Origin of the sequence: Corynebacterium evansiae (assembly GCF_027570065.1) — a bacterium.
In the GTDB taxonomy this organism is placed as follows: Bacteria; Actinomycetota; Actinomycetes; order Mycobacteriales; family Mycobacteriaceae; genus Corynebacterium; species Corynebacterium evansiae.
On record NZ_JAKMUT010000001.1, the window covers coordinates 402255 to 428319 of the forward strand.

The 26065-nt window shown below is 63.5% G+C and carries 20 protein-coding genes and 1 tRNA gene; 14 read left to right on the forward strand and 7 right to left on the reverse strand.

The features are described 5' to 3' along the window. Positions 1 to 51: 51 nt before the first annotated feature. From L8V00_RS01830 to rsrA, 3 genes are read left to right on the forward strand one after another with little or no spacing between them, the layout of a single operon-like run. On the forward strand, positions 52 to 684 hold the full coding sequence (locus L8V00_RS01830; protein ID WP_269944054.1) for an SOS response-associated peptidase: 633 nt from the start codon (positions 52 to 54) through the stop codon (positions 682 to 684). Positions 685 to 717: 33 nt separating this feature from the next. Next, on the forward strand, positions 718 to 1362 hold the full coding sequence (locus L8V00_RS01835) for a sigma-70 family RNA polymerase sigma factor (protein ID WP_035004294.1): 645 nt from the start codon (positions 718 to 720) through the stop codon (positions 1360 to 1362). Positions 1363 to 1368: 6 nt separating this feature from the next. Further along, a complete protein-coding gene (rsrA, locus tag L8V00_RS01840; RefSeq protein WP_035004292.1) occupies positions 1369 to 1632 on the forward strand; it encodes a mycothiol system anti-sigma-R factor in 264 nt (87 codons plus the stop codon). Positions 1633 to 1701: 69 nt separating this feature from the next. Here rsrA and L8V00_RS10085 read toward each other — a convergent pair whose 3' ends face one another. From L8V00_RS10085 to L8V00_RS01855, 4 genes are all read right to left on the reverse strand, one after another. Then, positions 1702 to 1776 (reverse strand): 50S ribosomal protein bL37, encoded by a 75-nt coding sequence (locus L8V00_RS10085; RefSeq protein WP_011274008.1) that lies wholly within the window; start codon positions 1774 to 1776, stop codon positions 1702 to 1704. A gap of 95 nt (positions 1777 to 1871) precedes the next feature. After that, entirely contained in the window at positions 1872 to 2138 is a 267-nt protein-coding gene (locus tag L8V00_RS01845) for a WhiB family transcriptional regulator (RefSeq protein ID WP_005293852.1), read from the reverse strand. Between the two features lie 378 nt (positions 2139 to 2516). Beyond that, a complete protein-coding gene (locus L8V00_RS01850) occupies positions 2517 to 3818 on the reverse strand; it encodes an Rv3212 family protein (RefSeq protein ID WP_035004291.1) in 1302 nt (433 codons plus the stop codon). Continuing rightward, positions 3815 to 5164 carry a DEAD/DEAH box helicase gene (locus L8V00_RS01855; RefSeq protein ID WP_269944077.1) on the reverse strand — a complete coding sequence of 450 codons (1350 nt, stop codon included), beginning with the start codon at positions 5162 to 5164 and terminating at the stop codon, positions 3815 to 3817. Before L8V00_RS01855 ends, L8V00_RS01850 begins: the two co-directional genes overlap by 4 nt. Positions 5165 to 5262: 98 nt before the next feature. On the opposite strand from L8V00_RS01855, the gene L8V00_RS01860 reads away from it, so the two are divergent. From L8V00_RS01860 to L8V00_RS01890, 7 genes are all read left to right on the forward strand, one after another. Next, positions 5263 to 5508, forward strand: a complete 246-nt coding sequence (locus tag L8V00_RS01860; RefSeq protein WP_035004288.1) for a DUF3107 domain-containing protein — start codon at positions 5263 to 5265, stop codon at positions 5506 to 5508. A gap of 19 nt (positions 5509 to 5527) precedes the next feature. Beyond that, positions 5528 to 6484 (forward strand): DUF3152 domain-containing protein, encoded by a 957-nt coding sequence (locus tag L8V00_RS01865; RefSeq protein WP_269944055.1) that lies wholly within the window; start codon positions 5528 to 5530, stop codon positions 6482 to 6484. Between the two features lie 8 nt (positions 6485 to 6492). Beyond that, positions 6493 to 7392: a TIGR02569 family protein gene (locus L8V00_RS01870; RefSeq protein WP_051901653.1), complete on the forward strand. Its 900-nt coding sequence runs from the start codon at positions 6493 to 6495 to the stop codon at positions 7390 to 7392. Positions 7393 to 7485: 93 nt separating this feature from the next. Then, positions 7486 to 10848, forward strand: coding sequence for an ATP-dependent DNA helicase (locus tag L8V00_RS01875; RefSeq protein WP_269944056.1), 3363 nt, complete (start codon positions 7486 to 7488; stop codon positions 10846 to 10848). Beyond that, entirely contained in the window at positions 10849 to 14478 is a 3630-nt protein-coding gene (locus L8V00_RS01880; protein ID WP_269944057.1) for a UvrD-helicase domain-containing protein, read from the forward strand. Positions 14479 to 14491: 13 nt separating this feature from the next. Continuing rightward, a complete protein-coding gene (locus L8V00_RS01885) occupies positions 14492 to 15574 on the forward strand; it encodes a potassium channel family protein (protein ID WP_035004280.1) in 1083 nt (360 codons plus the stop codon). Between the two features lie 11 nt (positions 15575 to 15585). Next, positions 15586 to 17676: a UvrD-helicase domain-containing protein gene (locus L8V00_RS01890; RefSeq protein ID WP_049049843.1), complete on the forward strand. Its 2091-nt coding sequence runs from the start codon at positions 15586 to 15588 to the stop codon at positions 17674 to 17676. A gap of 20 nt (positions 17677 to 17696) precedes the next feature. Here the strand turns inward: L8V00_RS01890 and L8V00_RS01895 are convergent, their stop codons facing one another. After that, positions 17697 to 18578 carry a hypothetical protein gene (locus L8V00_RS01895; RefSeq protein ID WP_269944058.1) on the reverse strand — a complete coding sequence of 294 codons (882 nt, stop codon included), beginning with the start codon at positions 18576 to 18578 and terminating at the stop codon, positions 17697 to 17699. Positions 18579 to 18723: 145 nt separating this feature from the next. Here L8V00_RS01895 and L8V00_RS01900 point away from each other — a divergent pair, with 145 nt between their 5' ends. Next, positions 18724 to 19323, forward strand: a complete 600-nt coding sequence (locus L8V00_RS01900) for a M48 family metallopeptidase (RefSeq protein WP_269944059.1) — start codon at positions 18724 to 18726, stop codon at positions 19321 to 19323. Here the strand turns inward: L8V00_RS01900 and L8V00_RS01905 are convergent, their stop codons facing one another. Further along, on the reverse strand, positions 19324 to 20811 hold the full coding sequence (locus L8V00_RS01905; protein WP_269944060.1) for a zinc-dependent metalloprotease: 1488 nt from the start codon (positions 20809 to 20811) through the stop codon (positions 19324 to 19326). Between the two features lie 144 nt (positions 20812 to 20955). On the opposite strand from L8V00_RS01905, the gene L8V00_RS01910 reads away from it, so the two are divergent. Next, a complete protein-coding gene (locus tag L8V00_RS01910; protein ID WP_269944061.1) occupies positions 20956 to 22035 on the forward strand; it encodes a YlbL family protein in 1080 nt (359 codons plus the stop codon). Between the two features lie 30 nt (positions 22036 to 22065). Here the strand turns inward: L8V00_RS01910 and L8V00_RS01915 are convergent, their stop codons facing one another. Beyond that, positions 22066 to 22626 carry a PPA1309 family protein gene (locus L8V00_RS01915; RefSeq protein WP_035004270.1) on the reverse strand — a complete coding sequence of 187 codons (561 nt, stop codon included), beginning with the start codon at positions 22624 to 22626 and terminating at the stop codon, positions 22066 to 22068. A gap of 131 nt (positions 22627 to 22757) precedes the next feature. Between L8V00_RS01915 and L8V00_RS01920 the strand changes: the two genes are divergently transcribed. Together L8V00_RS01920 and L8V00_RS01925 are read left to right on the forward strand one after the other, a co-directional pair. Next, positions 22758 to 25820 (forward strand): UPF0182 family protein, encoded by a 3063-nt coding sequence (locus tag L8V00_RS01920; RefSeq protein WP_269944062.1) that lies wholly within the window; start codon positions 22758 to 22760, stop codon positions 25818 to 25820. Positions 25821 to 25916: 96 nt separating this feature from the next. Continuing rightward, positions 25917 to 25993: transfer RNA gene (locus L8V00_RS01925), tRNA-Met, on the forward strand. Positions 25994 to 26065: the final 72 nt, after the last annotated feature.

Here is a 26065-nt window from a genome sequence, read left to right on the forward strand (position 1 = left end):
GTCTCACTTTTTCGCTGGAAAAGAAGTGTGGGGTGGGCATAATGGGCGAGTATGTGTGGCCGATACGTTTTGTTCAGCTCCTTAGAAGAGCTTTCGGGTGACCTGCAACGACGGCTGGGAGCCTCGCGCATACCCCGCGCCGGGGCCGGGGAGTGGTCCGCCAACTACAACGTGGCGCCCACCACCGAGGTGCCCATCGTGCGGGAGTTTAGAAGCGAGGCCGCGATCGGCCCCGCACGCTGGGGCTATCCGCCGAAGACGGTGTTTAACGCGCGGGGAGAGACCGCATTCTCCAAGCCCTTGTTCGCCGGCTCCCTGCCATGCGCCTTCCCGATGGACGGCTGGTACGAGTGGACGGTCGGGGAGGATGGCAAGAAGCAACCCTGGTTCACCACCGCCACCGACGGCCACCCCCTATACGCCGCCGGGCTGTGCAAGGCCGTGGAAGGCAAGCTCTACGGCACCATCATTACCGTCGCGGCCCTGCCGGAACTCGAATGGTTGCACAGCCGCATGCCCAGGATCCTGGTGGGCGACGAGCTAGAAACTTGGCTGAAGGGCGCAGGGGCGGAGCTGGTGGCGTCACCAAACAAGGGAACAGAAGTACACAGCAGGAAGGCGGACAGGAAGGTCGGCACCGTGGCGAACAACTTCCCGGAACTGGTGGGAATGAACCGGCGATAGAATTGCGTTGGAAGAAAGGTGAGAGGTGAGCGAATGAAACGCAGCGATGACACTGCAGACGAGCTGCTGCAAAGATTCGAGGCTGACGCGCTGCCCCTGCTGGATCAGCTCTACGGTGCGGCGGTGCGGATGACGCGCAACCCGGCCGACGCGCAGGATCTGGTGCAGGATGCGTATATGAAGGCCTACCAGGCGTTTGGTTCCTTCAAGGAAGGTACGAACCTAAAGGCGTGGATGTACCGAATCCTGACGAACACGTACATCAACAGCTACCGCAAGGCGCAGCGACGCCCGACGGAATCCAGCGCGGAGGAAATGACTGACTGGCAGTTGGCCGAGACTGCTAAGCATGACTCCGTGGGGCTCGAATCCGCCGAGGTGGAGGCGCTAAAGAACATCCCGGATAAGCGCATCCAGGATGCCCTGATGAGCCTGGGCGAGGACTACCGCATGGTCGTGTACTACGCGGATGTTGAGGGGCTGGCATACAAGGAGATTGCCGAGATCATGGACACTCCCATCGGCACCGTGATGTCGCGGCTGCACCGCGGGCGCAAGCAGCTGCGCAGCAAGCTGAAGGACGTGGCGGCGGAGCACGGGATTGTGACGGAGGCGGCACGAAACAAGACGGTGCAGAACAAGACGGCTCAGAACAAGCTGACGGAAGCGAAGGGATAAGAGCACATGTGCAAAGACAATTCGCGAAAGACGGACTGCGACGACCTGCTGGATGCCCTGTACGAGGTGGCTGATGGTGACGCCGACTGGGAGAGCCGCGAACGTTTGCGCGCTCACGCCGACGCTTGCCCGGAGTGCCTGCGGCAGCTGGGACTCGAGCAGCAGGTGCGCGACCTGCTGCGGAGCTGTTGTAGCCAGCCCGCCCCGGTGGAGCTGCGGGCGCGGATCTGCACGCAGTTGCGGGTGATTAGCTACCGGGTGGAGGAGTAGCGAGCCAAAGCAAAAGGCCGGCGGGCACCGTTTTCTGCGGTGCTCCTGCCGGCCTTTTTGAGTTACGGCTTAAGAGTTCGGGCGCTTGCCGTGGTTAGCCTTCTTCTTGCGACGATCCTTGCGCTTGCGGCCACGCTTGCTCATTGTGCAGCTCCTTGGTGTTTAAGGGGACAGTTTCAACCTGTTCAGCTTAGCGGGGGCGCGTAGCTGGACAAAATAGCTGAATAAAATGCTGGGGTTTAAACGGTGATGCGCTTGCGGGTACGAGTGCGACCACGGTTGGTGCGACGCTTCAGTGCGCGACGCTCGTCCTCGGCCATGCCGCCCCACACGCCGGCATCCTGACCGGACTCGATGGCCCAGTTCAGGCACTGGGAAGCGACGGGGCAGCGGTTGCAGACCAGCTTGGCCTTGGCGATCTGAGCCAGGGCGGGGCCGGAGTTTCCAACGGGGAAGAACAGCTCTGGGTCTTCTTCACGGCAAACGGCTTTGTGGCGCCAATCCATTATTGTGTTTCCCTTCTATTTTTTCAGACAAAGGATGTCCGAAGGTGCGTCGTTTCGGTTCTTTGCAGTCGGTGTGGGCACTTTGGCCGGTGATCGAAGTTGGGCTCGACGAATTGACCTAGAGAATCTCTAGGTAAATTCAGGCAAAAGTGGTGGTGGCGAAGTGGCGTGCAGACCTGTGTGTAGAGGGGGTCGCGGCGGCTTCTCGCCTTGCGATTAAGACCTTGTTGGTTTGTTGTTAACCTTTTGGTCTCTTATCGGTTACTTGGATGATTTTGGCACGTTATTGCCAGTTTGGCTAGAGCTTTTTCTCAAATTGTGACGAACATCACAAGAAAATGATTTGGTATGCCAGGGGAAAGCGGTTAATGGGCAGTTTTACCCAGCGTCAGCATCCCCCAGCGCCACGACGGACTCACCGCGCTTTTCCACCAGCACCTCACCCGCCAGCTTGAGCGTCACCTGCCCGGTGTAGCCCTTGCGATCCACTGGGATCGTGCGCAGGACCTTGCCGTTATCCCAGTCCACCACTGCAATCCCCTTAGCGGTGGGAACCAGCAGCCGCCCGCCCATAGGAGCGGCAGGGCCGATTGCGCCATTAACTTGGAACGCAGGCTCCATGGTTGACGGGGTGAAGGTAACCACTCGGGTGCCATCAAACCAGCTCATCAGGTGCGCCGAATCCGCGGTCTGGGCGCGGAACAGCGTGCCATCCCGCTGCTGCGGATCCAGTAGCGGGGCGGGGTCGGCGGGGAACTGCTGGAAGTCGCCTTCCTTATCCAGCACCTGGAAGCGCGACCCTTCGTTATCGTTCTCGTCCTTCGCACGGGTGCCGTTGCCGGGAGCGTAGATCACCGCCCGGTCTAGCCCCACGCCCACCAGCTCGCTGTCCGCTGGGACCTCGTACTCGTGGTATTTCTCCGGGGCATCCGAGTCTTCCGGGTTCGTCTTAAGCAGCCGGATCAGCTTCTTCTCGCTATTGGGGCAGGTCTGCGCCGTAACTAGCAGATCCCTGCGCGTCAGTGCGGAGGTAAAGGTGCACTCGGTGTATGCCTGCTTGTTCGGCTTGACTGCCGTCAGCTTGTCGCCGACCTCCACGCGCCGCACTGCGTCCGAGCGCAGCAGTTCCGTGCGCGTGGGGGAGAGCATCCCGATGTTGTCCCGGCTCTGGAACAACTCCACGTGGTCGGCGGCCAGCATGTCGCGGGTGTGGCGGTATTCGCCGGTCCCGCTATCCAGCGCCACTACCTGTCCGCATCCCTTGGGGCCCTGCAAGAAGAGATTCGCCTTGCCCCAGTTCGCCGCCACGGCGCACAGGTCGTGGGGTGCCTTATAGTGCCAGACCTCGGTGCCGTCGTCGCCCCGCACCATCGTGGCCTTGTTGCCGGAGGTTAGAACGACCCCACCCTGATCCACCACCAGGCCGGCGGAGTCCGTCCTCGCTTCCCACAGCTCGCGCAGATGCTCTGGAATCTGCCGGTCGCCCTTGGCGGAGTCGGAGGATGCAAGGGTCTTGTCCTCGGCCTCGATCGGGTGATCAGCGACCCGGTGGTCCACCTCGCGGGCGTCGGAATCCAGCCACGTGATCCCGCCGAGGGCAAGCAGCCCGCAAGCCAACGCGGCTGCGACGATGTGGTCGCCGCGACGGGCGCGCTCGGGGGAGGGGATGCGCCGGCTCATGGGCGCGGCCTCCTGCGGGACTTCTTCACCTTCAGAGCTGCACCTTTCACGCCGCGCGGTGCCCCCACCCGGTCGCCAACATCGTCGGGAAGGTTGAACTCAGCCAGAAATTCCGCGCTGGAAGAGAACCATTGTGGTGGGTCCTGCAAGTCCAGCCCCAGGGCGTCGCTGATGGCGTTCCACCGCGCGACCTCGTCCCAGCCGATGAGGCTCACCGCCGTGCCCGTGTTGCCCGCGCGCCCCGTACGGCCGATGCGGTGAACATAGGTCCGCTCGTCGTCCGGCACCTGGTAATTGATTACGTGCGTGACATCCTCGATGTCGATACCGCGCGCCGCCACGTCGGTGGCCACCATCACGTCCACCTCGTTGCGGCGGAACTGGTCCAGGGATTGCTCGCGGTCCTTCTGGCGCATGTCCCCATGCACTGCGCCCACGCGGAAGCCCAGCTTGGCAAGCTCCTCGGCCACGCCCGCTGCCTGCCGCTTCGTACGGGCAAAAACGATGCTGCGGCCCCTCCCGGGGGATTGTAGAATACGGGCGAGTGTGGAGAGCCTATCGAGCTTGTGGGACTGGAACACCACCTGCTTCGTCGACTCGTGGGTTGCCTCCGTCGCCGCACTATCCGCCTGGATCAGCACCGGGTGCCGCATAAACGTTCTGGTCAGCGCCGCAATCGGCCCTGGCATGGTGGCGGAAAACAGCATCGTCTGCCGTTGCGGGCTGGTCTGTGTGAGGATGTCGCGCACATCGTCCAGAAAACCCTGATCCAGCATCTCGTCCGCCTCGTCCAGTACGACGATCTCGATCGTCTGCAGCTGCAAATACCCCTGTTTCGCCAGGTCCAGCAGCCGTCCCGGAGTGCCGACGACCACGTCCACGCCGCGCTCCAGGGCCGCCGTCTGCGCGTCGAAGCCCACGCCGCCGTACACCGCCTGTACCTGCAGGGCACGGGTCTTGCTCTTCTTTCTTTGGGACGCCCCCTCGGCCCCCACCGGCACACGCAAGTTGCGGGCGGCCAGGGTCAGGTCGTCGGTGACTTGCAGGCACAACTCTCGGGTAGGCACTACGATCAAGGCGCGCGGGGTGCCGTCCGGGGCGGTGACGGTGGCGTCATCAAAAACCCGATCGAGAACAGGAATGCCGAACCCCAAAGTCTTGCCCATACCCGTGCGTGCCTGGCCGATAACGTCGGAGCCCTTCAGCGCGATGGGCAGGGTGTATTCCTGGATGGCGAAGGCGCGCGTAATGTTGGCCGTGGCCAGAGCCTCCGTGATTTCCGCGGCCACGCCGAGCGAGCTGAAGGTTGGGCGGGAGGCAGAGGATCCAGAAGACGCAGAGGGCATCAGCACCTGCAGCACCTGCCTTCCTTGCTCGACCTGATAGCTATGATGGTCACAATACTGCACGTGAGTATAGAACGAACATGAAGGAAGGGTTTCCCATGCAGATCAAGGTCGGATTCGTACACAACGCCCGCGAGCTGGCTATCGCCATCGACACGAAGAGCGAGCAAGCCAAGTCCCAGGACGAGTACGTGGCAGAGATCGAGAACTTCCTGCGTTCCGGCGAGAATGAGACGCTGACCATTGAAGGCGCCAAGGGGGCGCGCTACGTGCTGGTACGTGGACAGATCGCTTACGTAGAGGTCGGCGCAGAGGCTAAGAACTCTGTCGGTTTCGTAAGTTAAGCAGGCAGCGACTAGCTGTATGAGTAGCGGCAGTAACGTGGAGCGCCACCCCATCCCGCCGGCGCGGAAGTCCGCGCCGGAAGCGTCGGGCGCAGATATGAGGCAGCCCGAGCGCGGGCGGTTTAGCTTCCGTGGCGTAGTACTGATTACTGTCGCATTTGTGCTGGTGACCCTGCTGGTCATGTACAGCATTCTGCATGGTCTGGGTGACGAGGAGGACACGCAGGCCACCGGTGAGGTCGCGGTTACCAGCAGCGACGGCGGTGGCTCTTCTAACGGCAGCGAAATCGGCGACTATGAGGACCTGAAGTTCGGTTCCCTGCCCCCGGGCGGCAAGTACACGAAGAAGGGCAGCGGGAAGTTCCGCACCGCCGGCGAGCCCGGCAAGACCTTTGGCAAGGGGAAGAAGAAGTTCACCTACGTCGTGGAGGTCGAGACGACGCTGAAGTCCTCGGCCTACGGTGGTGACGACGCTTTTGCCGCGATGGTGGACGCCACCCTGGCCAACCCGAAGTCGTGGGTGGGCGATCCGCAGTATTCCTTCCAGCACGTGGACGAAAAGAAGCTGCCGAAGGGGAAGAAGCCGGATATGCGGATTCAGCTGACCTCGCCGGAGACCACCGCTGCGACCTGTGGCGATAGCTATGGCATTGAGACCAGTTGCAACTTCCCGGGCGAGGGGCGGGTGGTGCTCAACGAGGCGCGCTGGGTGCGCGGCGCCATCCCGTTCGAGGGCGATCTGGGCGCGTACCGGCAGTACATGATTAACCACGAGGTCGGCCACGGCATCGGGCACAAAGCCCACGTGCCGTGTTCCAAGGATGGCGCACTGGCGCCGATCATGATGCAACAAACCATCAGCCTGAACAACGCCGAGATCTATAAGATCAACCCAGACAAGGCCTTCAAGGACAACCCGAACACCTGCAAGGCAAACCCGTGGGTGTTCCCGTTTGGGTACAAGAACAGCAAATAAGCGAGCACATGATCAACGAAGATTCTCACAGCGACTTCAACTCCCCGCCGCCGGCACACATCCTGGCCAGCTTCCAGGTGCCCTCGGCGCACCCGGTGCTGCTGGAACAGGAGTGGAGCCAGGGGTGGCGCTGCGACCGGGCGGTGATTTCCCGGGCGGATGAGCCGGCGCGGGCGGCGTGGATTGCCAAGATCATGTCGAAGGTGCGCCCGGCGGGGGTCTCCATGTCGCGACCCATCTTTTCCTCCGACGGGCGCTTTAGCGTGTCCGGTTGGCGGGCGCGCACTTTCATGTCCGGCCACCAGTCGCCACGCTTCGACGAGATGGTGGCGGCCGCTTTGCGCCTGAACGAGGCACTGCGTGGCGAAAAGAAGCCGACGTTCCTGGCGCCGCCTGTAGCAGGGGAGAAGTGGAACGAACACGACCTGTTTGCCGCGGCGGACCAGGCCGCATTCGCCGAGGATCCGGCGGAATGGGTCACCCCGGTGCTGGCGCCCGAGAGCGTGCCGCGGGAGGACGCTGCCGCCGCCCTGGTGAAGGCCGCAAACCTGGCCGAGCTGCGCGAACCGATCGTGGAGGACGACCAGCTGGTGCACGGGGACATCGCCGGCTGCACCATCTTCGACGGCACTGCCGACCCCATCGTCACGGATCTTTACCCGGCGTGGCACCCGGCGGCCTGGAGCGTCGCACTGCTGATCGTGGACACGATGGCCTGGGGCAACGCGCCGGATGCCCTGCTGGATCGCTGGGCGCACCTGCCCGACTTCACGCAGCTGGTGCTGCGGGCGGCGATGTACCGGCTGTTCTTGCACGCCATGCTGCCGAACTCCCAGCCGGAATCGTGGGAGGGGCTGGCGCGCGTGGCCGACGTTGTGGCGGCCTGGGTAGCGAAGCGGGAAGACTAGTCGCCGCCCCATAATCGAGGCCCTCGCCCGTAATCGAACACGAAAAAGGTGTTCGGCGGGAGGTTGTCCAAGGCGCATGACAGACTTAGAGCCATGGACCACGACAGCCTAAAGAGCACTCACAACAACCCGCCGATAAACCCCAACCACGATCTCGAAAAACGCCTCGGAGCCAGCGGTAAACCGAAGGTACGGCTGGGCCAGCCCACAGATGGGATTCAGCCAACGGAGGTTTTCGACGGCCTGGCCGGAGCCTTGGTCGAAGGGTCGACGCAGGTGGATTACGCCCGGCCCTACGCGGTCCTCGGCGGACCGGGCACGGGCAAGACGTCGCTGCTGATCTCTGCGGCGCGGGACTTCCTGCTGCAGGGGGGATCGGCGTCCGAAATAATGTTCTTCGCACCGTCGAAGGAGGCGGCGACGGCCGTGCGTGCGGCGTTGTACCAGCGCATGGCGGGGGAGGGCGACTACGCTGCGTCCGGCACGTTTGTGCGTTCGGTGCACTCGTGGGCCTTCGCGTTCTACCGCAGCGTGCAGACTCTGCGCGGGCAGAAGCAGCCGCGGCTTATCACGGGTGCGGAACACGACATGCAGATCCGGGAGATTCTGCGGGGCACCGAGGAGGACGGCAACCGGTACTGGCCCGCCAACGTCGTCCCCGCGCTGGGCTACGCGGGCTTTGCCCAGCAGCTGCGTGATCTGCTGCTGCGTGCCACCGAGCGTGGTCTGTCGGCTAAGCAGTTGCAGCAGTTAGGGGTCGAACACGACCGGCCGATGTGGGAGGCCGCGGGGCATTTCCAGGAGGAGTACCAGCAGGTCCAGCGTCTGAGCCGTTCGGAGAGCCTGAATGCCTCCGAGCTGCTGCACGCGACCTTAGCGGCCTTTGAGAAGCCGGAAGGCGAGCAGCTGGTCGAGCGGCAACGGGAGAAGGTGAAGCTGCTGCTGGTCGACGACGCGCACAATCTGGACCCAGCCTCTGCCCGGCTGATCGAGAGCTTCATGGTGCCGGGGACCCGGACCCTCATCGCAGGTGATCCGGACCAGTGCGTGTTCCACTTCCGCGGTGCGGACGAGGCCTTTCTGGACTCCTACTCGCAGGACCCGGACCACCGGGTGGTTTTGAGTGCTTCTTATCGTTTGACGCCACCTGCGGCCCAGTCCGTGAACGCCCTCCGTAGGCACTTGGGGGCGCAGCCGAGCCGCGTGGAGCTGCGCTCTGCCAGTGCGGGGAAAGGGGCAGGTGGAGGCTTCACAGGCGCCGAGACTGTGCAGGTGACGATTACGCCGACCGAGACTGCGGAGCGGCTGAAGATTGTGGATGTGGTGCGGCGTGCACACATCGAACAGCAGGTCGCGTGGGACGACATCGCGGTGATCGTGCGCGGCACCGGAAGTATCGCGCGGGTGCGCAGGACGTTGATGGCCTACGGCGTGCCCGTGAAGGTGGATCCGACTTCCGTGGTGCTGGCGGAACAACCCCTGGTGCGGATGTTGCTGCTGGCCGCAGAGGCGAGCTACCGGGATCTCACTGTCGCGGAGATGCACAGTGTGCTGGAAGGCAGCGTGGGCGGCGCGGACCCGGTGATGGTGCGCCGCGTACACCGCGCGGTGGCGCTGGCCATCCGCTCCGCGCAGATGGCCGGGCAGCCGCTGCGAGCTCACGAGGATGGCAGGCCCTTCCAGGCCGCGGACTACGTCACGGAGCTGCTGAACCACCCCGACGATCCGGACAATCAGTGGATTCTTGGCCACAGCGGACCCCGCGAGCAGGAGGTCATCCAGCGCGTATCTGCCGTTCTAGAGGCCGGGCGGCAGGCTTGGAAGAACCGCCAGGGCACGGAGATGGTGCTGTGGAAGATCTGGCAGGCCACCAAGCTGGACATGCACTTGCGTGCGCAAGCTCTGAAGGGTGGATCGCTCGGCGCGCAGGCCGACGCGGATCTGGACGCGGTGATGAGCCTGTTCGATATTCTGGGAGACTTCGCGGAGCGCAATCCGCATGCGCAGGTGGAGAGCTTCGTGGAGAACCTCCGCGCCCAGAAGGTGCCCACCGGCGGGCGCGACCAGCGCGGCGTGCGCGCCGGAGCCGTGGAAATCCTGCCCGCCCACGCGGCTGCAGGGCGCCAGTGGAAGGTGGTGGCCATCGCCGGAGTGCAAGAAGGCGAGTGGCCGACCGGCCCGACCGTCGGCGGGCTTTTCGGCCAGCTGGAGCTTGTGGACCTACTGGACCGGGGGATCGACCCGAGCGTGCCGGTGGCGCGCATCAACGATGCCATCGAGGAGGAGCGCAGGCTCTTCCTGCTGGCACTCAGTCGCGCGATCGACAGTGTGCACGTGACCTGCGTGCGGAACTCCGGCGATGAAGCGCTGGTGCCCTCAAGGTTCATTGCCGAGATGGGCGTGGAGCCCACGGAATTGGCTACAACCGACGAGGCAGAAGCTGCCGCGGGGAGCATGGTCTCCGGGTCCGGGGCGGGCGCGCTGCCGCGCGTGCTGGCCATCGAATCGCTGCTGGCGGAGCTGCGTGATGCCGTCACCGACCCCAACCGCCCCGGCCACGAACGGCGTGCGGCAGCACGTAACCTGGCCAAGATGGCGCAGGCCGGAGTGCACGGTGCAGCCCCCGAAGACTGGTGGGGCATGGCGGAACCCTCCACGGACGCGCGCGTGCTGGCCGGCGACAAGATCCGATTGAGCCCCTCCAAGTTGGAGAGCTGGAGCACCTGCGCGCTGCGCACCTTCCTGGACAGCAACGGAGGGGTGAGCGAATCCACCGAGCCGATGCGCGTGGGCATATTCATTCACGCTGTCGCCGAGCAGATTGTGCAGGGGATGGAACTCGACGAGGCACAGCTGGCCGTCCGCGAAATCCTGCCGCACGTGCTCGACGGACCAGCGTGGAAGGACGCGCACACGGTGGCGCGCTGGGAAGAGGGCGTCGAAAGGCTACACGACTTCATTGCCAGCTACAGGGGCCAAGAGCTCGAGACCGAGCGAACGCTACGGGCGCGCGTCGGGCAGACACCCGACGGGGTCGAGGTGACGCTGAGCGGACGCGCCGACCTGCTGGTGACGAACCCGGAGGACGGACTGACGCAAGTGATTGACTTTAAGACCGGCAAGAACGCAGTTTCGTATAAAACGTCGGCGGAAAGCCCGCAGCTGAGTGCATACCAGTTCCTGCTGACGCTGAACGAGCGCCCCGGAGGCGGCGGGCAAAAGTACCGCCCCGGCGGTGCATGGCTGGTGTACCCGGGGGCTCAGACCACGTCGATTACCAAAAGAGACCAGGTACAGCTGACGGACGAACAACTGAGCGGAGTACACGACCAGCTTTTGGAGATCGCACCGGTAACAGCGGGGCCGACATATCTGGCCACGCCGAACGACGGCTGTAGGTATTGCGACTTCAAGGCGATCTGCCCCGCGCAGGACGAAGGGAACCAGGTGATTTAAATGGATAGCAACCGACACATCTTCAGCCCTCAGGAGCTATCCCAGCTGATGGGGCAGAAGTTCGCCCCGACCGACGAGCAGGCGGATGTTATCCAGGCCGGGCCGTTCGGCAACTTCCTGGTCGTCGCCGGAGCCGGCGCGGGCAAGACTGAAACCATGGCGGCGCGTGCCGTGTGGATGGTGGCCAACGGCTATGCTCGGCCCGAGCAGATCCTGGGCCTGACCTTCACCCGCAAGGCCGCGGCCGAGCTGGGCGAGCGCATCCGCCAGCGCCTGCAAACCCTGGCGGAAAGCGCCTTCATGGACCAGCTGTCGGCAGATGATCCGCGGCGGGAGGTGCTAAAGAACATTGCGCCGGCGGTGGCTACCTATGACTCCTATGCGGGGGACATCGTCCGCGAGTACGGTCTGCTGATCCCCTCGGAACCAGCCGCCCGGCTTATTACGGACGCCGAACGGTGGATGGTGGCTCGCGATGTGGTGGTCAACTCCAACAGTCCATTAAGCGCGCAAAAGGCCGTTCCCAGCGTGATCGCGGACGTGTGTGCTCTGTCGGATGAGATGGATAACCACCTGGCCAGCATCGAAGAGGTCGAGAAGGAAAGCACGGCGGCGGCGAAGAAGCTGTTGGAGGACCTGCCCAAGGGTAAGAGAAGCAAGAATGAATTCACCGGCGCTAACACCGACTTCCTTAAAGCACAGCAATATCGCACCGAACTGTTGACGCTGGTGAAACAGTTCCGCGAAACCTTGCAGGAGCGCGATCTACTGACCTTCGGCCAGCAGATGAGCAAGGCCGCGCAGCTAGTGGAAACCCACAAGATAGTGGGGCAGGACCAGCGGCGCCGCTTCCGCGTGGTGATGCTGGATGAGTACCAGGACACCGGCCACGCCCAGCGCATCATGCTGAAATCGTTGTTCGGCGGCAAGAAAGAAAGCGATGGCGAGTTTTCCGCGATGGCGGTGGGCGACCCCATGCAGTCGATCTACCTATTCCGCGGGGCAACGGCCTCCAACCTGGAGAAATTCCGCACCGATTTCCCCGATGCGAACGGCAAGCCCGCCGAAAAGCTGCAGCTGCTGACCTCCTGGCGCAACCCCACCACGGTGCTGGACATGGCCAACAAGATCTCTACATGGTCCATGGAGCGCAGCACCGAAAGCACCGGGCGCCTGGTCTCCGAACTACGCCCGCGCCCCGGTGCTGCGGAAGGCGAGACGGCGGTGGCTTTCTTCGACGAGCGGGAGCAGGAACTCGACTGGCTCGCTGACAAGTTGCAGTCGCAGTGGGAGGACTACCAACGGAAACTGGAGATGGCCGACGACCCGACGAAGGTCAAGCCCTTTTCCGCCGCTGTGCTGGTGACGGTGAACAAGGACGCAGTGCCGATTTACGAAAAACTAGTAGAGCGCGGGGTGCCCGCGGACATGACCGCGGGGCCGGGACTGCTGGACATTCCCGAGGTCGCGGACGTGTTCGCAACCCTGCGCGTGCTGGTGGATCCGACGGATGACGTGGCTCTGCTGCGCCTCTTGACCGGACCGCGGTGGAACATCGGTGCAGCCGACCTTGCCATTCTTACGCGCCGGGCAGAGCAGATCGCTCAACGCGGAGCCGGGGAAGAGGGGGCCGTCGACGACGCTGCAATGGAACGGCAGCGCCAGGAAAACATCGAGCTGCTTCGAACTCCTGGAGTGCGCGACGAGCTGATCGAGGCAGTGCTGGAGGCCATTCCGAATGCCACGGAGTTCTCCGTTGGACTGATCGATGCGCTCGCCGACCTGACCGATGCCGAGGAGATGGGCATGTCGGCCGAAGGTGCGAAGCGACTTGCACTGCTAGGCCGAGAGCTTGGATACCTGCGCCGCCACAGCCTGGGCAAGAACCTGCCGGACTTGGTGGCGGACATCGAGAAGATGCTGGGAGTCCGCACGGAAGTCCTCACCCGCTGGCACCGCCGCCCCGAGCAGGCGATCGGCACCAGCCACTTGGATAAGTTCGCGCAGATTGTGCGAGACGTTTCCCGCGCCGGTACCGCCACCCCAAAGGCATTGGTGGAGTACCTACTGGCGGCTCAATCGGAAGAAGGCGGGCTGGACCCGGGCGAGGTGCAGAAAAAGGACAACACTGTGCAGATCCTCACTGTTCACAAGGCCAAGGGGCTGGAATGGGACATCGTCGCCGTGCCGCACGCCTCACGCGAACGTTATGGAGACTACTCCCAGGCACGAAGCGAATCCGCGTGGACCACCAACGCAAGGGTTATGCCGAGCAGCCTGCGCGGTGATTCCGACGACAAACCGGGGGCGTACCCGGTGCTCTCGATGGCCAACGTGAAGGATCGAGGGGACCACACCAAAGCGTACGAAGAGTTCAATAGGCAGGTGAACCGCTTCCGCGCCAAGGAAAACGACCGACTGTTTTACGTGGCTATCACCCGTTCCGAGCGGGTGTTGTACGTCAGCGGATCGGCCTTTAAGGCGTCCACGGACAAAGGTAACGACCCATCCATATGCCTAACCCTGCTGCGCGAGTACCTCGAGAAAAGCGGCGCTGCAGATAGCGTGGAGCACTGGTCCGACATGGGCAAGTACTACTCGGAGTTGGATAAGCTGTTGCAGAACCCAGACTTGCCCCTTGAGGACAAGCTCATGCTGCCCACCCCGCAGCTCAATGGTGAGCGCCTGGACTTTCAAGAGGATCGCAAGGAACGAGATGCCGTCGTATCCACCGGCGCTAGCTGGCCCAGCCCCGCGCCCGCAATGGCGAGCCCCGGTGTGGCCGAAGCCGCCGAACAGGTGCGCAAGGAAATCGCGGCCATGCCCGCACATCGTGCAGAACACGCCCAACACGCACAGCACCGGCCCGAGCCAAGCGCCGCTGCGGGCGAAGCGCCGACCACCCTTGCCGAGGCCTGGGACCTCGAGACGAACCTGCTACTCGAGGAGTTCTCGGCAATGGATAATGCCGAGCTGGTGGTTCCGCTGAACGTTCGCATGACCGCCACCGAAGCCGTGAGCTTGCGCAAGGACGACCAGGAGTTCGCCCTGCGTGCCCGCCGTCCCATCCCGTTGGAACCGAAGCCCTATGCCAAGCGCGGCACCGCCTTCCACAACTGGGTGGAGGAACGCTACAAGCAGGTCAGCCTGCTGGACGAAGATCAGCTTCCCGGCGCCTCCGATGCAACCCTGGAAGACCCGTATCTCGAAACGCTGAAGGATGCCTTCCTGCGCTCCGAGTGGGCCGACCGCCAACCCGAGAGCGTGGAAGGGGCGTACTCCGTCACCATCGGCGGCCACGTGTTTGAAGGCCGCATCGACGCGGTCTTCCACGATGGCGACGACCCCACCGCGGGCTGGATCGTCGTGGACTGGAAGACCGGACGCAAACCTACCGGCGCGGATATGGATGCAGCCGCCATGCAGCTGGCCGTGTACAGGCTCGCCTGGGCGAAATTGCTCAGCGCGAAACTGGGGGTGGATGTGCCCGCCGAGAACGTCCGGGCTGCGTTCCACTATGTCGCGGCAAATGAAACCTATGAACCGCGTACACTACTGTCTGCAGACGAGCTCGAAGGGATGCTTGGGGGCGTCACTACAAAGACCAACCAAGACAACATCGAGCAGTGACGAGAGGACGTAGATGAAGTACCGGCTGCGCGAACGCTTCCGCGCCGACGATGAAGTCGATGAGCTACCGCCGCACGCGCTGCTTAACATCGTCCAGATCCCAACCTCAGTGGTGCAAAGCCCCTGGTGGCTCATCGTCCGACGAATGTTCTACGCTTTCCTGCTGGTGCTGTTCGTCGCCTGCCTGGCCTACTTCGACCGGGACGGGTACGAGGGGATGGAAACGTTTGTAGACGCCCTGTACTACTCGTCGGTATCCCTGTCGACCACGGGCTATGGTGATGTCTCGCCGCAGACGCAAAATGCGCGGCTCGTAAACACCCTCATCATCACCCCGGCCCGCCTGATCTTCCTGATCCTGCTGGTCGGTACCACGCTGTCCGTCCTTACCGAAGAGTCCCGCAAGACCCTCAACATCCGCCGCTGGAGGAAGAAAATGCGCAACCACACCATCGTCATCGGCTATGGCACGAAGGGGCGCTCCGCCATCGCAGCGCTCTTGGCCGACGGCGTATCGCCCTCGCAGATCGTGGTCGTGGATACGGACCGCGAGGTGCTGGATCAGGCCTCCGCACAGGGGCTGGTGACAGTGCAGGGCTCCGCCACCCGGTCCGACGTGCTAAAACTCGCCGGTGTTAACCGTGCCCGCGCCGTCGTTGTGGCTCCGAACCAGGACGATACCGCCGTGCTGATCACCCTGTCGGTGCGTGAGATCGCCCCGGCCGCAACCATCGTCGCCAGCGTGCGCGAATCCGATAACTCGCACCTGCTCCGCCAGTCCGGCGCGGACTCCGTGGTGATTTCCTCCGAAACGGCGGGCCGTCTTATGGGACTGGCGACCGTCACCCCGTCAGTGACGGAAATGATGGAGGATCTGCTGTCCCCGGACGAAGGTTTTTCCATCGCCGAGCGGCTGGTCAGCGAAGAGGAAGTGGGCGGCAACCCGCGCGTTCTGGAGGACGTGGTACTGGGCGTGGTGCGCTCCGGCGAGCTGTACCGCATCGACTCCGCCGAGGCGGAGACCATCGAACCGGGCGACCGCGTGCTGTATGTGCGCTCTAATCCGGGAGCCGACGACATCCTCGGCGCGAAGTAGGGGTGCCTTAAGTGAGCTCCCTGCTGGACGGACTGGACCCGGAACAGGCAAGAGCTGCCTCGGCCCCGCGCGGGCCGGTCAGCATCATCGCCGGCGCCGGCACCGGTAAGACCCGCACCATTACCCACCGCATTGCCCACCTAGTGGACGGCGGGTTCGTCAACCCCGACCACGTGCTTGCCGTCACCTTCACCGCCCGCGCCGCCGCGGAACTGCGCGAGCGCCTGGCGCTCATGAACATCCCGAAGGTGCAAGCCAAGACGTTCCACGCCGCGGCGATGCGGCAACTGAAGTACTTCTGGCCCGCCTACGCAGGCGACCTGCCATGGACGTTGCTGGACAACAAGTTTCGCATTGTCTCCCGCGCCGCCCGGGCCGTGGGAGTGGAAACCAGCACCGCGATGCTCGCCGACCTGATCGGGGAGATCGAATGGGCAAAGTCCTCTCTGATCAGCGCGGAAGACTACCCGGAATACGTCGAGCCCCGGCGCCGCGACTGCCCGGTAGACCCCAAGACATTCGTCAAGGTCTTTCAGGGGTACGAGAGCATGAAGACCACGCCCGAGGGCATGCTGCTGGACTTCGACGACCTGCTGTTGCACATGGCGGCGGCCATCGAATCCAACACGGGCATCGCCGACGAGTTCCGCTCCCGCTACCGCACTTTCGTCGTCGACGAGTACCAGGACGTCACGCCCCTGCAGCAGCGCGTGCTGGACGCCTGGGTGGGCGACCGCGACGACCTGACCGTGGTGGGCGACGCTAACCAGACGATCTACAGCTTCAACGGAGCCACCCCGGAATACCTGCTGGACTTCACCACCAAGTACCCGGAATCCACCACGGTGCGCCTGTACCGCGACTATCGCTCCACCCCGCAGGTCGTGGACCTGGCCAACAACGTCATCGGCAAGGCGAAAGGGCGCGTGGCGGGCACTCGCCTGAAGTTGGAGGGCCAGCGCCCCGCAGGTCCCCTCCCACAGTTCCACGAATACCCGGACGAACCCGCTGAGGCCGTAGCGGTGGTCAAGGAAATCCAGGCGCTCATCAGCAAGGGCGTGGAGCCTGCGAACATTGCGATCCTGTACCGCATCAACTCGCAGTCGGCGAACTACGAATACGAACTGGAGCAGGCCGGAATCGGCTACCAGGTCAAGGGTGGCGAGGGCTTCTTCAAGCGCACCGAGATCCGCGAGGGCATGAATGCCATCATCGCCGCGGCGAAGAAATACGACCCAGCTCCGGAAGATGTACCCGATGCCGTCCGCGCCGCCCTCGTCCCCGTCGGCCTGACCACCACCGAACCCTCCGGCTCGCAGGAACGCGCCCGCTGGCAGTCCCTGCAGGCTCTGTTCGACCTGGTGAAGGAGATTACAGCCAGCGCCGCCGAGCCCTTGAGCATGCCGGGCGTAGTTGCGCTGCTGAAGGAGCGCATGAGTGCGAAGAACCCGCCGAAGTTCCAGGGGGTCACCCTCGCCAGCATCCACGCCGCCAAGGGCCTGGAGTGGGATGCGGTCTTCCTCGTCGGCCTGAACGAAGGCACCCTGCCGATTCGCCATGCGCTCAAGGGCGCAGGCTCGGAGGAGGCCATCGAGGAGGAGCGCCGCCTGTTCTACGTCGGCATCACCCGCGCCCGCGAGCACCTGCACCTCAGCTGGTCGCTCGCACGCCAGGAGGGGGCGAAGGCGAACCGTCACCGCACCCGCTTCCTCGACGGGCTGGTCCCGCAGGAGGAAGTAGCCGCCGCTCAGCGTCGCTCCGGCAGCGGAGGTTCCCGCGAGAGGCTCGGCGCGCCGAAGAACGCCTGCGTCGTCTGCGGCGCCCGCCTGGGCAGCCCCGAACTGAAGATCCTCGGCCGCTGCGGCCAGCACGCCCCCGAAACCGACCACCTTTTGCTCACTGAACTGCGCGATTGGCGCACCACCCAGGCGAAAGACAAGGCGGTGCCGGCGTATGTCATTTTTACGGACGCCACGTTGCGCGCCATCGCCGAAAAGCTGCCCACCACGTCTGACCAGTTGCTGGCTGTGCCGGGCATAGGCCCGGTGAAGGTCCAGGAGTTCGGTGAGGACGTGCTGGCGATCGTCAGCAACTATGCCTAACTGTGCCTAACCGTGGCCAACTAGACCCGCACCGCCCGGCAGGAAAGGCAGCTGTCGTTGAAGGGCACCTGATAGGTCTGCACGGCTCCGGTGGCGAAGTCCACCAGCCGCCGTTGCCTCAGAACCTCCGGTATCTCCGGCTCCTCCGGTGGGGGTTCCTGCTGGAGCCGCGCCGCCCGGCGTGTGCGGATGAAGTCCTTGTGCGCCTGCCACCAAGGCAGGACGTGCTCATTTAGCATCATCGCCAGCTGCGTGGAGGCCGCCTGAATGAGGTGCCTCTCCGTGCTGCCGGGCCTGCCGGTGGCCTGCAGCCGAACTCCGCGCCAGCCGTCGTCGATCTTGCCGTAGTAGCTATCCGCGCAGGCCAGGCAGGGCGTAACGCCCGGCACGACCAACGGCCCCAGCACGGTTTTGCCGTCCACGATGCCGGCAGGGTAGTGGGCCACGCGGTTGACCATCAGCGCATGCTGCACGTCCGGTGTGGGGAACACCGCGCCGGGCAAAGCGATTAGCGAACGCCGGGCCTCGCTGGGCGTGGACGTGATGCTGTAGCTTAAGCCCAGCGCCTCCAGAACGGGTTCCAGCCGCTCGCTAGCCACGCCGGAGGCCAGGACGTGGAAGCTTACGTTCCCCTGGGAGGGGCGCAGGATCTTCGCCTGCACCATCTCAGAGAGCATCAGCCGCGCATCCTCTGATTCCAGCCCGCAGTAGCCCAGTTTCTGGTGCAGCTCGTCGAAGTCGATTCCCCCGCGTGCCAGGGCGAACACGTGTGCCACCTGGCCAGGGTTCACACTCTTCGGTAGCGGCAGAATCATCGACTCGTGCGGCAAGACCCCGAACTGCAGGCCGATCGTCGGCCTGGCCAGGATGGCTGTGCTCGACGGCAAGTTAAGCTCTAGCATGATTGCATTCCCCTAAACCCCTGTCCCCTTAGATCCCCAGTCCCTAATATCCCAGTGCGGCAGCCTGCGCTCCCCATGCGCGCTGTGCAGTCGCCTCTCACACTAGCAGCGCAGCATTGTCCTCGCTGGTGGAAAGGTTGTTCCGATGGCTCCCTCCTTCCGCTCCCAAGCGATCGACCCGCAGCGGTTGGCCCGCGAGGTGCAGGAAGAACTTGCTGCCCAGCAGAGCCCAGAGGTGACAGCGGCGACGGTGCCGCCCATCACCATCCGCCTGTCCGCCCGGCGCAAGAAGACAGTCGCGGTGCGGGAAGAAGGCGAAGGGTTCCTGGTCATGTCTCCCGCGGCTATCGGAGAGGCCGAGCTGCGCAGAATCAGCGTAGAGCTGGTGGGGAAGGCGCTGAAGAGTCGGCGTCAAACAATGGGCAACAAGGAGCTAGCAGCGCGGGCGGCGCAGCTCAACGACAAGTACCTCGACGGCCGGGCGACAATCGGGGAGATCAAGTTCGTCACGAACATGAACACGCGCTGGGGCAGCTGCTCGGTGCAGTCCAAGCGCATCCGGATCGCCCACCAGCTGCAGGAAGTGCCCGGCTACGTGTTGGATGCGGTGATTATCCACGAGCTGATCCACACGTTTGTGCCGAATCACGGCCCGGTGTTTCGTGAATGGGAGGCGCGCACCCCGCACCTGGAGAGGGCGCAGGGCTACCTGGAGGCCTTCAAGCGCTGGGGGATGCGCGGCTAGCTACTCTTTGTCGCTGTCGCCGTCCTCGCCGGTGCCGTGCTCGCCGTCTTCTTTGCCGCGCTTCTCGTTGAGCTCCCGCTCCAGCTTTTCGATCTCGCTGATGGGGTTGAAGTCCTCCATCTCGTCCTCGTCGAAAGCCACGCTGCTGATGAAGGCCGCCGGGTTGTCCAGGTCGGAGGCCACGGGAAGGAAGTCGGGGTGGTCCCACACGCCGTCGCGCTTAGTGACGCCCACCGCATCATCCAGCTTGCGCCACAGCTCGGCTGCCTCGTTTGCCTTCGGGGCAGTGAAGCTGATTCCGACGGCCTTGGTCAGAGCATCCATGGCGGGGGAGCCGTTGTTGCGGAACTCGGACCAGGCGGCACCGATCATGGCCGCGCCGGGGATGCGGGAGTTCAAGGCGGAGCCCACGACATAATCCACCCAGCCCTCGATGAGCGACAGGCTGGTTTCCAGGCGTTCGCGGGCGTGGGCGTTGGTGGAAACGACCTGGGGGGAGAGGTCTTGGCCCTGCATCCTCTCCATCATCTCCTGCATCTTCGCCGGATCATTCATGGACTCCGGAGTGATCTCCCGGGTGGCTTCCTCGATGGCGGAGTAATCCAGCGACAGGCCGGCGGCAAACTCCTCGACGTCCAGGATGAGGCGCTCCACCAGCCACGGGACGTGCTTAAACAGGCGCAGATGCGCGGCCTCGCGGGCGGCCAGGTAGATCAGCGCCTCGCGGGGCTCGCAGCCTAGCTTCTTGGCCATGGAATCTAGGTGTTCGGTTGCGATGGCAGCGGTATCGCCCTCGGCCAGCGGCACGCCCCACTGGGTGGACAGCACGACGTCGGTGGCCATCGCGCCCAGGGTGTTGCCCAGCTGGGCGCCGAAGTTCATGGCGTTGATCTGCTTCATCATTCCCGCCAGTGGGCCAATCTGGCTGCGCATCTCCTCCGGCACGCCACCCAGGGCGGCGTCGCCGAGCTTGTCGGCCAGGGGAGTGACCACGCGCTTCCATGTTTCGAAGGTTTCGTCCAGCCACTGCGCCGGGCCGAAGGCAACGGAGCCGGAGGCGCCGGCGGGCAGGTGGGTGGCCTCGTCTAGCCACAGTTCGGCCAGGCGAACGGAATCGGCCACCGCCTGCGAGTCGTTATGACTGGGGCGGGAGTCCTTATTGGTGGCGGCGATCCGCTGGCGCGCGGTGCGCTTGGCCAGCCCGTAGTTGACCGGACCTTGGCCCTCGGCACTGTTCATGTCTGTACCGAATCCGGAGAGCATGGAACCAAACTGGTTCAGGATGTCGCCCAGGTTGCCGGCCCCCATGTTGCCCGCGCCGCCGTTCATTCCGCCTGCGCCGCCGCCCATCGGGCCGCCGAAGAAGAAGCCGAACGGGTTGTTCTCGTTCCCGTTGTTTCCGTTTTCGTCGCGGTTGTTATCGCCGTCTTTGTCGCGGTCGTCATCGGAATCGTGCGGGCCGTGGAAGCCAAAACCGAATTTACTCATGTACCCCACCGTACCGACTGTTGCAGGGTGAAAACGACCTCGAAAGGCCGTGAAGGCGGCTAAAAGCGTGTGCTGAGAGCGAACAGGGTTCGGCCTGTGCCAGGGTGGGCGAACCTGGTGGGGGAAGCATGTAAAGTTGGGCGGGTGAAATTCTGGAACAGGCGAAATCGCACCATCGTCGTGGGTGCAGTGCCCGTCGTGGCGATCTTTTCCCTCCTTGGCCTGCCGTCGATCCCCGGCACCGACATCAACCTGACCGTCCCCTACGCAGCTGAGGGGAACGGGCCGACGTTCAATACTTTGGGCGAGGTCGATGGCCGCCAGATCGTGGACATCAGTGGTGCGAAGACTCACCCGACCAGTGGAAATCTCAACATGACCACCGTGTCCGTCCGCACGAACATGACCTTGGCGCAGGCGCTGAAGCGCTGGGTTTCTACAGACGACACCCTGGTGCCGATCGAGCACATCTTCCCCTCCGGTAAGTCTTCGGAGGAAGTGCAGCGCCAGAACGCCGCCGCGTTCGCCAACTCGGAGTCCAACGCCACGATTTCGGCGATGAACCACCTGGACAAGCCCCTGGAGACCATGGCGCTGGAGATCTCCGAGGACTCCCCGGCGCAGGGCAAGATCGAGGTAAACGACATCATCACGAAGGTCGATGGGGAGAAGATCACGCTGCCCAGCGAACTGTCCGACACAATCAAGGGCTACAAGCCGGGTGATGAGGTCACCGTCACCGTCAAGCGCCAGGAGAAGGACAAGGACATCAAGGTTAAGCTCGCCGAGCTGCCGGAGGAGGTGCGTGGTGACCATCCGAAGGACACTGCCTTCCTCGGCGTGACGGCCGTCGCCCAGCCTGGCGGTGACATCAAGGTGGAGTACAACCTGACCGACATCGGCGGCCCGTCCGCCGGACTGATGTTCTCTATGGCGGTCGTCGACAAGCTGACGCCGGAGGAACTGACAGGTGGGAAGTTCGTCGCCGGTACCGGAACTATTGACGCCGCAGGCAAGGTCGGCCCGATTGGTGGCATCACTCACAAGATCGCCGCCGCCAAGGAAGCCGGTGCAGAGGTGTTCCTAGTGCCGGCGCAGAACTGCGCCGAAGCGGTCCACGAGCCGCCGGAGGGGATCACCTTACTGAAGGTCGATACGCTCGACGATGCGATCAAGGACCTCAAGGACTACAACGACGGCAAGCAGGCCGATACCTGTAAGTAGCGGCCAGCGGCTACCCGCTTTTATCTGCTCTTATTCGTCGGCCTCGAAGGTGGCGCGCAGGGTGTGAATTACGCCGGGGGCGATGTCGTCCCCGCCGAGCAGCTGCACCTTGTCTTGGCCGAAGGGATCCTTCGCAAGCTCCTCCTCGCTGGGGCGGAGCTGGATAAGGGAGCGTTCGGGGCCGGAAAAGTCGGCGTCACAAAGAAGTCCGCTAAACAAGCGAGCCTGGCGCGGGGCAGGGTCCGCACCGGGCGCGGCGTTGGAGAAGGTGATCTCCTGGGCGAGGATCGCGCCGACGACGGGGGCAGGCCAGCGGATGGTGGCGAGGAACTGTCCGAGTTCCTCACTGCCAGGGCGGATGTGCTCCGGGATGTCCTCCTGCACCACCAGAGCCAAAGGGTTGGCCGGGGCATCGTCGTCGAAGGCCTGGGGTGCGGCATCGGCGATCAGAGAGGCCGGCACCAGGGCGAACAGGGTGGCCGGTTGATCCCAGCCCTCGGCCTGCACGAAGTCCACGGCCTCGCGCAGAGCTGCGTTGAGCACGCGCTCATCCTGCAGATCGACGTTCGGGGAGGAATCGGGAGAGGTCATTCGTGATGCCTTTCTTTCGTTGGGGGATGGGTTGGGGTTTGTTATGAGGCTTTAAGAATTGTACGTATCCTGGTAGAAACATCGCGATCAGCGATACCCACAGGTGCGATTAGCAGGAGAGTATTTAAGCCTTGAGCACGCCCACGCCACCGTCTTCGGGTCGCCCGAAGCAGCCGTTCCCGTCCAGCCCAGGGTCGAGCAGGCGCTCGAAGTTCCTGGGAATCCTGGTGGCAGCTATCGCCATCATTATTTTCATCGTGCCGGTGGTGGTGAGCACATACACCGACTTCGCCTGGTTCCGCAGCGTGGATTACCAGGGCGTGTTCATGAATGTGATTGTGACCCGCCTGGTGCTCTTCGGGATCTTCGGGCTGATCGGTGCGCTGATTTCCTGGCTGGCGGCGTATCTGGCGTACCGCGCGCGGCCGGACGAGATCGAATCCCTGGGCACGTCCTCGCCCCTGGCTGAGTACCGGCCGCTGATCCGCCGCAACATGCGCCCATTCCTGGTGGGCATTCCGCTGTTCGTCGGCGTGATCACTGGCATGATTCTGCAGGCCAATTGGCGCTCGGTGATGCTGTTCCTGAACGGGTCGAACTTTGGGGTGCACGATCCGCAGTTCGATAAGGACCTGGGCTTCTACGCCTTTAACCTGCCTTTCCTGCAGATGTTGGTCTCCACCTTCAGCGTGCTGTTGATCCTGGCCTTTGTGATCAACGGCGTTGGCCACTACCTGCTGGGCTCCATCACGACGGGCAACCCGCGGGTGGGGGAGAAGGCCTCTGTATCTACGAATGCCCGCCGTCAGCTGGCGGTTATCGCAGGCGTGTGGATGCTGTTGAAGGCGGTCGGCTACTGGTTCGACCGCTACGGGCTGCTTACCCGTTCGCATGAAACCTTCACGGGTGCTTCTTACACGGACATCAATGCTGTGCTGCCCGCAAAGATTGTGCTGCTGGTGATCTCGATCTTCGTGGCAGCCATGTTCTTCATCACGATTGTTCTGCGCGACCTGCGTATCCCGGCGCTGGCGGTTGCACTGATGGTGGGTTCGTCGCTGACCGTGGGGCTGGCGTGGCCCGCGATGCTGGAGCAGTTCTCCGTCAACCCGAACCGTGCGGAGAAGGAGCGCGAGTACATCGCCCGCAACATCGAGGCCACCCGGTACGCCTACGGCATTGGTGACGACAAGGTCACCTACGACCGTGACTGGGGCGCTGCTGGGGATGCCGCCTCGAAGGAGCAGAAGAAGGCCGTTGCCGATGACTCCGCCACCCTCTCTAACGTGCGCCTGCTGGACCCGGAGGTGCTGAGCCCGACGTTCACCCAGCAACAGCAGCTGCGTAACTTCTATGGTTTCCCGGACGAGCTGGCGATCGATCGCTACGAGGTGGACGGCAAGATGCGCGACTTTGTAGTTGCCGCCCGCGAGCTGAACCCGAACACCCTGGACGGCAATCAGAACGACTGGATCAACCGCCACACGGTCTACACCCACGGCAACGGCTTTGTAGCAGCCCCAGCCCGCAAGGTGGATGAGGTCGCCCGCGACGTCGGCTCTGCCCGCGGTGGCTACCCGGTGTACACGGTCGCAGATCTGCAGTCGATGCAGTCCGGTAAGCAGGGCGGCGAGCTGGAACTGGACATCAAACAGCCGCGTATTTACTTCGGCCCGGTTATTGCCTCGTCGAATCAGAACAACTCTGACTACGCGATTGTCGGCAATAACGAGGGCGAGCCGCTGGAGTACGATACCGACGCATCCAACTACACCTACACCGGTACCGGTGGTGTGGATGTTTCTAACTACTTCAACCGCCTGATGTTCTCTGCCCACTTCGAGTCGATGAACATGCTGCTGACGGACCGCATTGGTGAGGGCTCGAAGATCCTTTACGAGCGCGACCCCCGCGAGCGTGTGCACAAGGTAGCTCCGTGGTTGACCACGGATTCCAAGACCTACCCGGTCGTTATTGACGGCCGGGTGAAGTGGGTCGTTGACGGTTACACGACGTTGAATAACCTGCCCTACTCCGAGCGGATTGGGCTTACTGATTCTACTGCGGACGCCCTTAATCCCGACGGCGTTAGTGAAACCCAGGTCGTCGACAATGAGGTTGGCTACATTCGCAATTCCGTGAAGGCCGTGGTCGATGCCTACGACGGTAGCGTGGATCTGTACGCCTTCGATGAATCGGACCCGGTGCTGAAGGCGTGGCGGGGCGCGTTCCCGGACGTGGTGAAGCCGCGCTCCGAGATCAGCAAGGAGCTGGAGGATCACCTGCGCTACCCGGAGGACATGTTCAAGGTGCAGCGCGAGCTCATCGCCAAGTACCACGTCTCCGATCCGGGTGTGTTCTTCCAGAACGACTCTTTCTGGTCCGTGCCGACTGATCCGACGGCCCCGCAGGACCGCCAGGACAACGCGCAGCCGCCGTACTACGTGGTGGCTTCCGACCCGGAGACGAACAAGCCCTCCTTCCAGCTGATTACCCCGTTCCGTGGCCTGCGCCGTGAGTTCCTGGCAGCCCACATGTCTGTGGGCTCCGACCCGGATAACTACGGAAAGATCAACGTACGGGTGCTGCCGACGGGCACGCAGACGCTGGGCCCGAACCAGGCGCAGGACACGATGATGTCCTCCGACGAGATCGCCCGCGAGCGTACTCTGCTGAAGGGCACGAACGACCTGACGAACGGTAACCTGCTGACTTTGCCGGTGGGCGACGGGCAAATCCTGTACGTCGAGCCGGTGTACTCGCAGCGCAGTGGGCAGGATTCGGCCTTCCCGAAGCTGCTGCGCGTGCTGGTGAGCTACAACGGCCAGGTGGGCTATGCCCCGACCATTGCTGAGGCCCTGGACCAGGTAGGGATCAAGACATCCTCCACCACTGACATCCAGGAGATCGACGGTTCGGTCGTTGATCCGACTAAGGACGGAGGCAGCGGTAACAAGGGCGATAAGGGCAAGGATGCAGACAAGGACAAGAAGTCCAAGGACGAGCAGGGTTCGGATGCGAAGGGCGCTGCCGGCAAGTCTGATGACAAGGGCACCGATACGGCTCCGGAGCAGCGCGTGCGCGATGCGATGGACAAGGTGAACAAGACCCGCGAGTCCGGCACCTTCGAGGAGTTCGGTAAGGCACTGGACGAGCTGGACAAGGCGGTCCAGGACTTGCAGTCCGAGCGTTAGGCTCTGGTGAAATCGCCTGCGACCAGGCGATTTCACTTTATCCAAGCTCTGCGTTACAGTAGGGGAGTCGCTGACGCGATGGCGTACAGCACTCGTCGCGGGGTGGAGCAGCTCGGTAGCTCGCTGGGCTCATAACCCAGAGGTCGTAGGTTCGAATCCTGCCCCCGCTACCAACTTCCAAGCCCCTACCAGGAGAAACACTGGTAGGGGCTTTAGTTATTTCTCTTAAGGCGCACGTCCTGGGA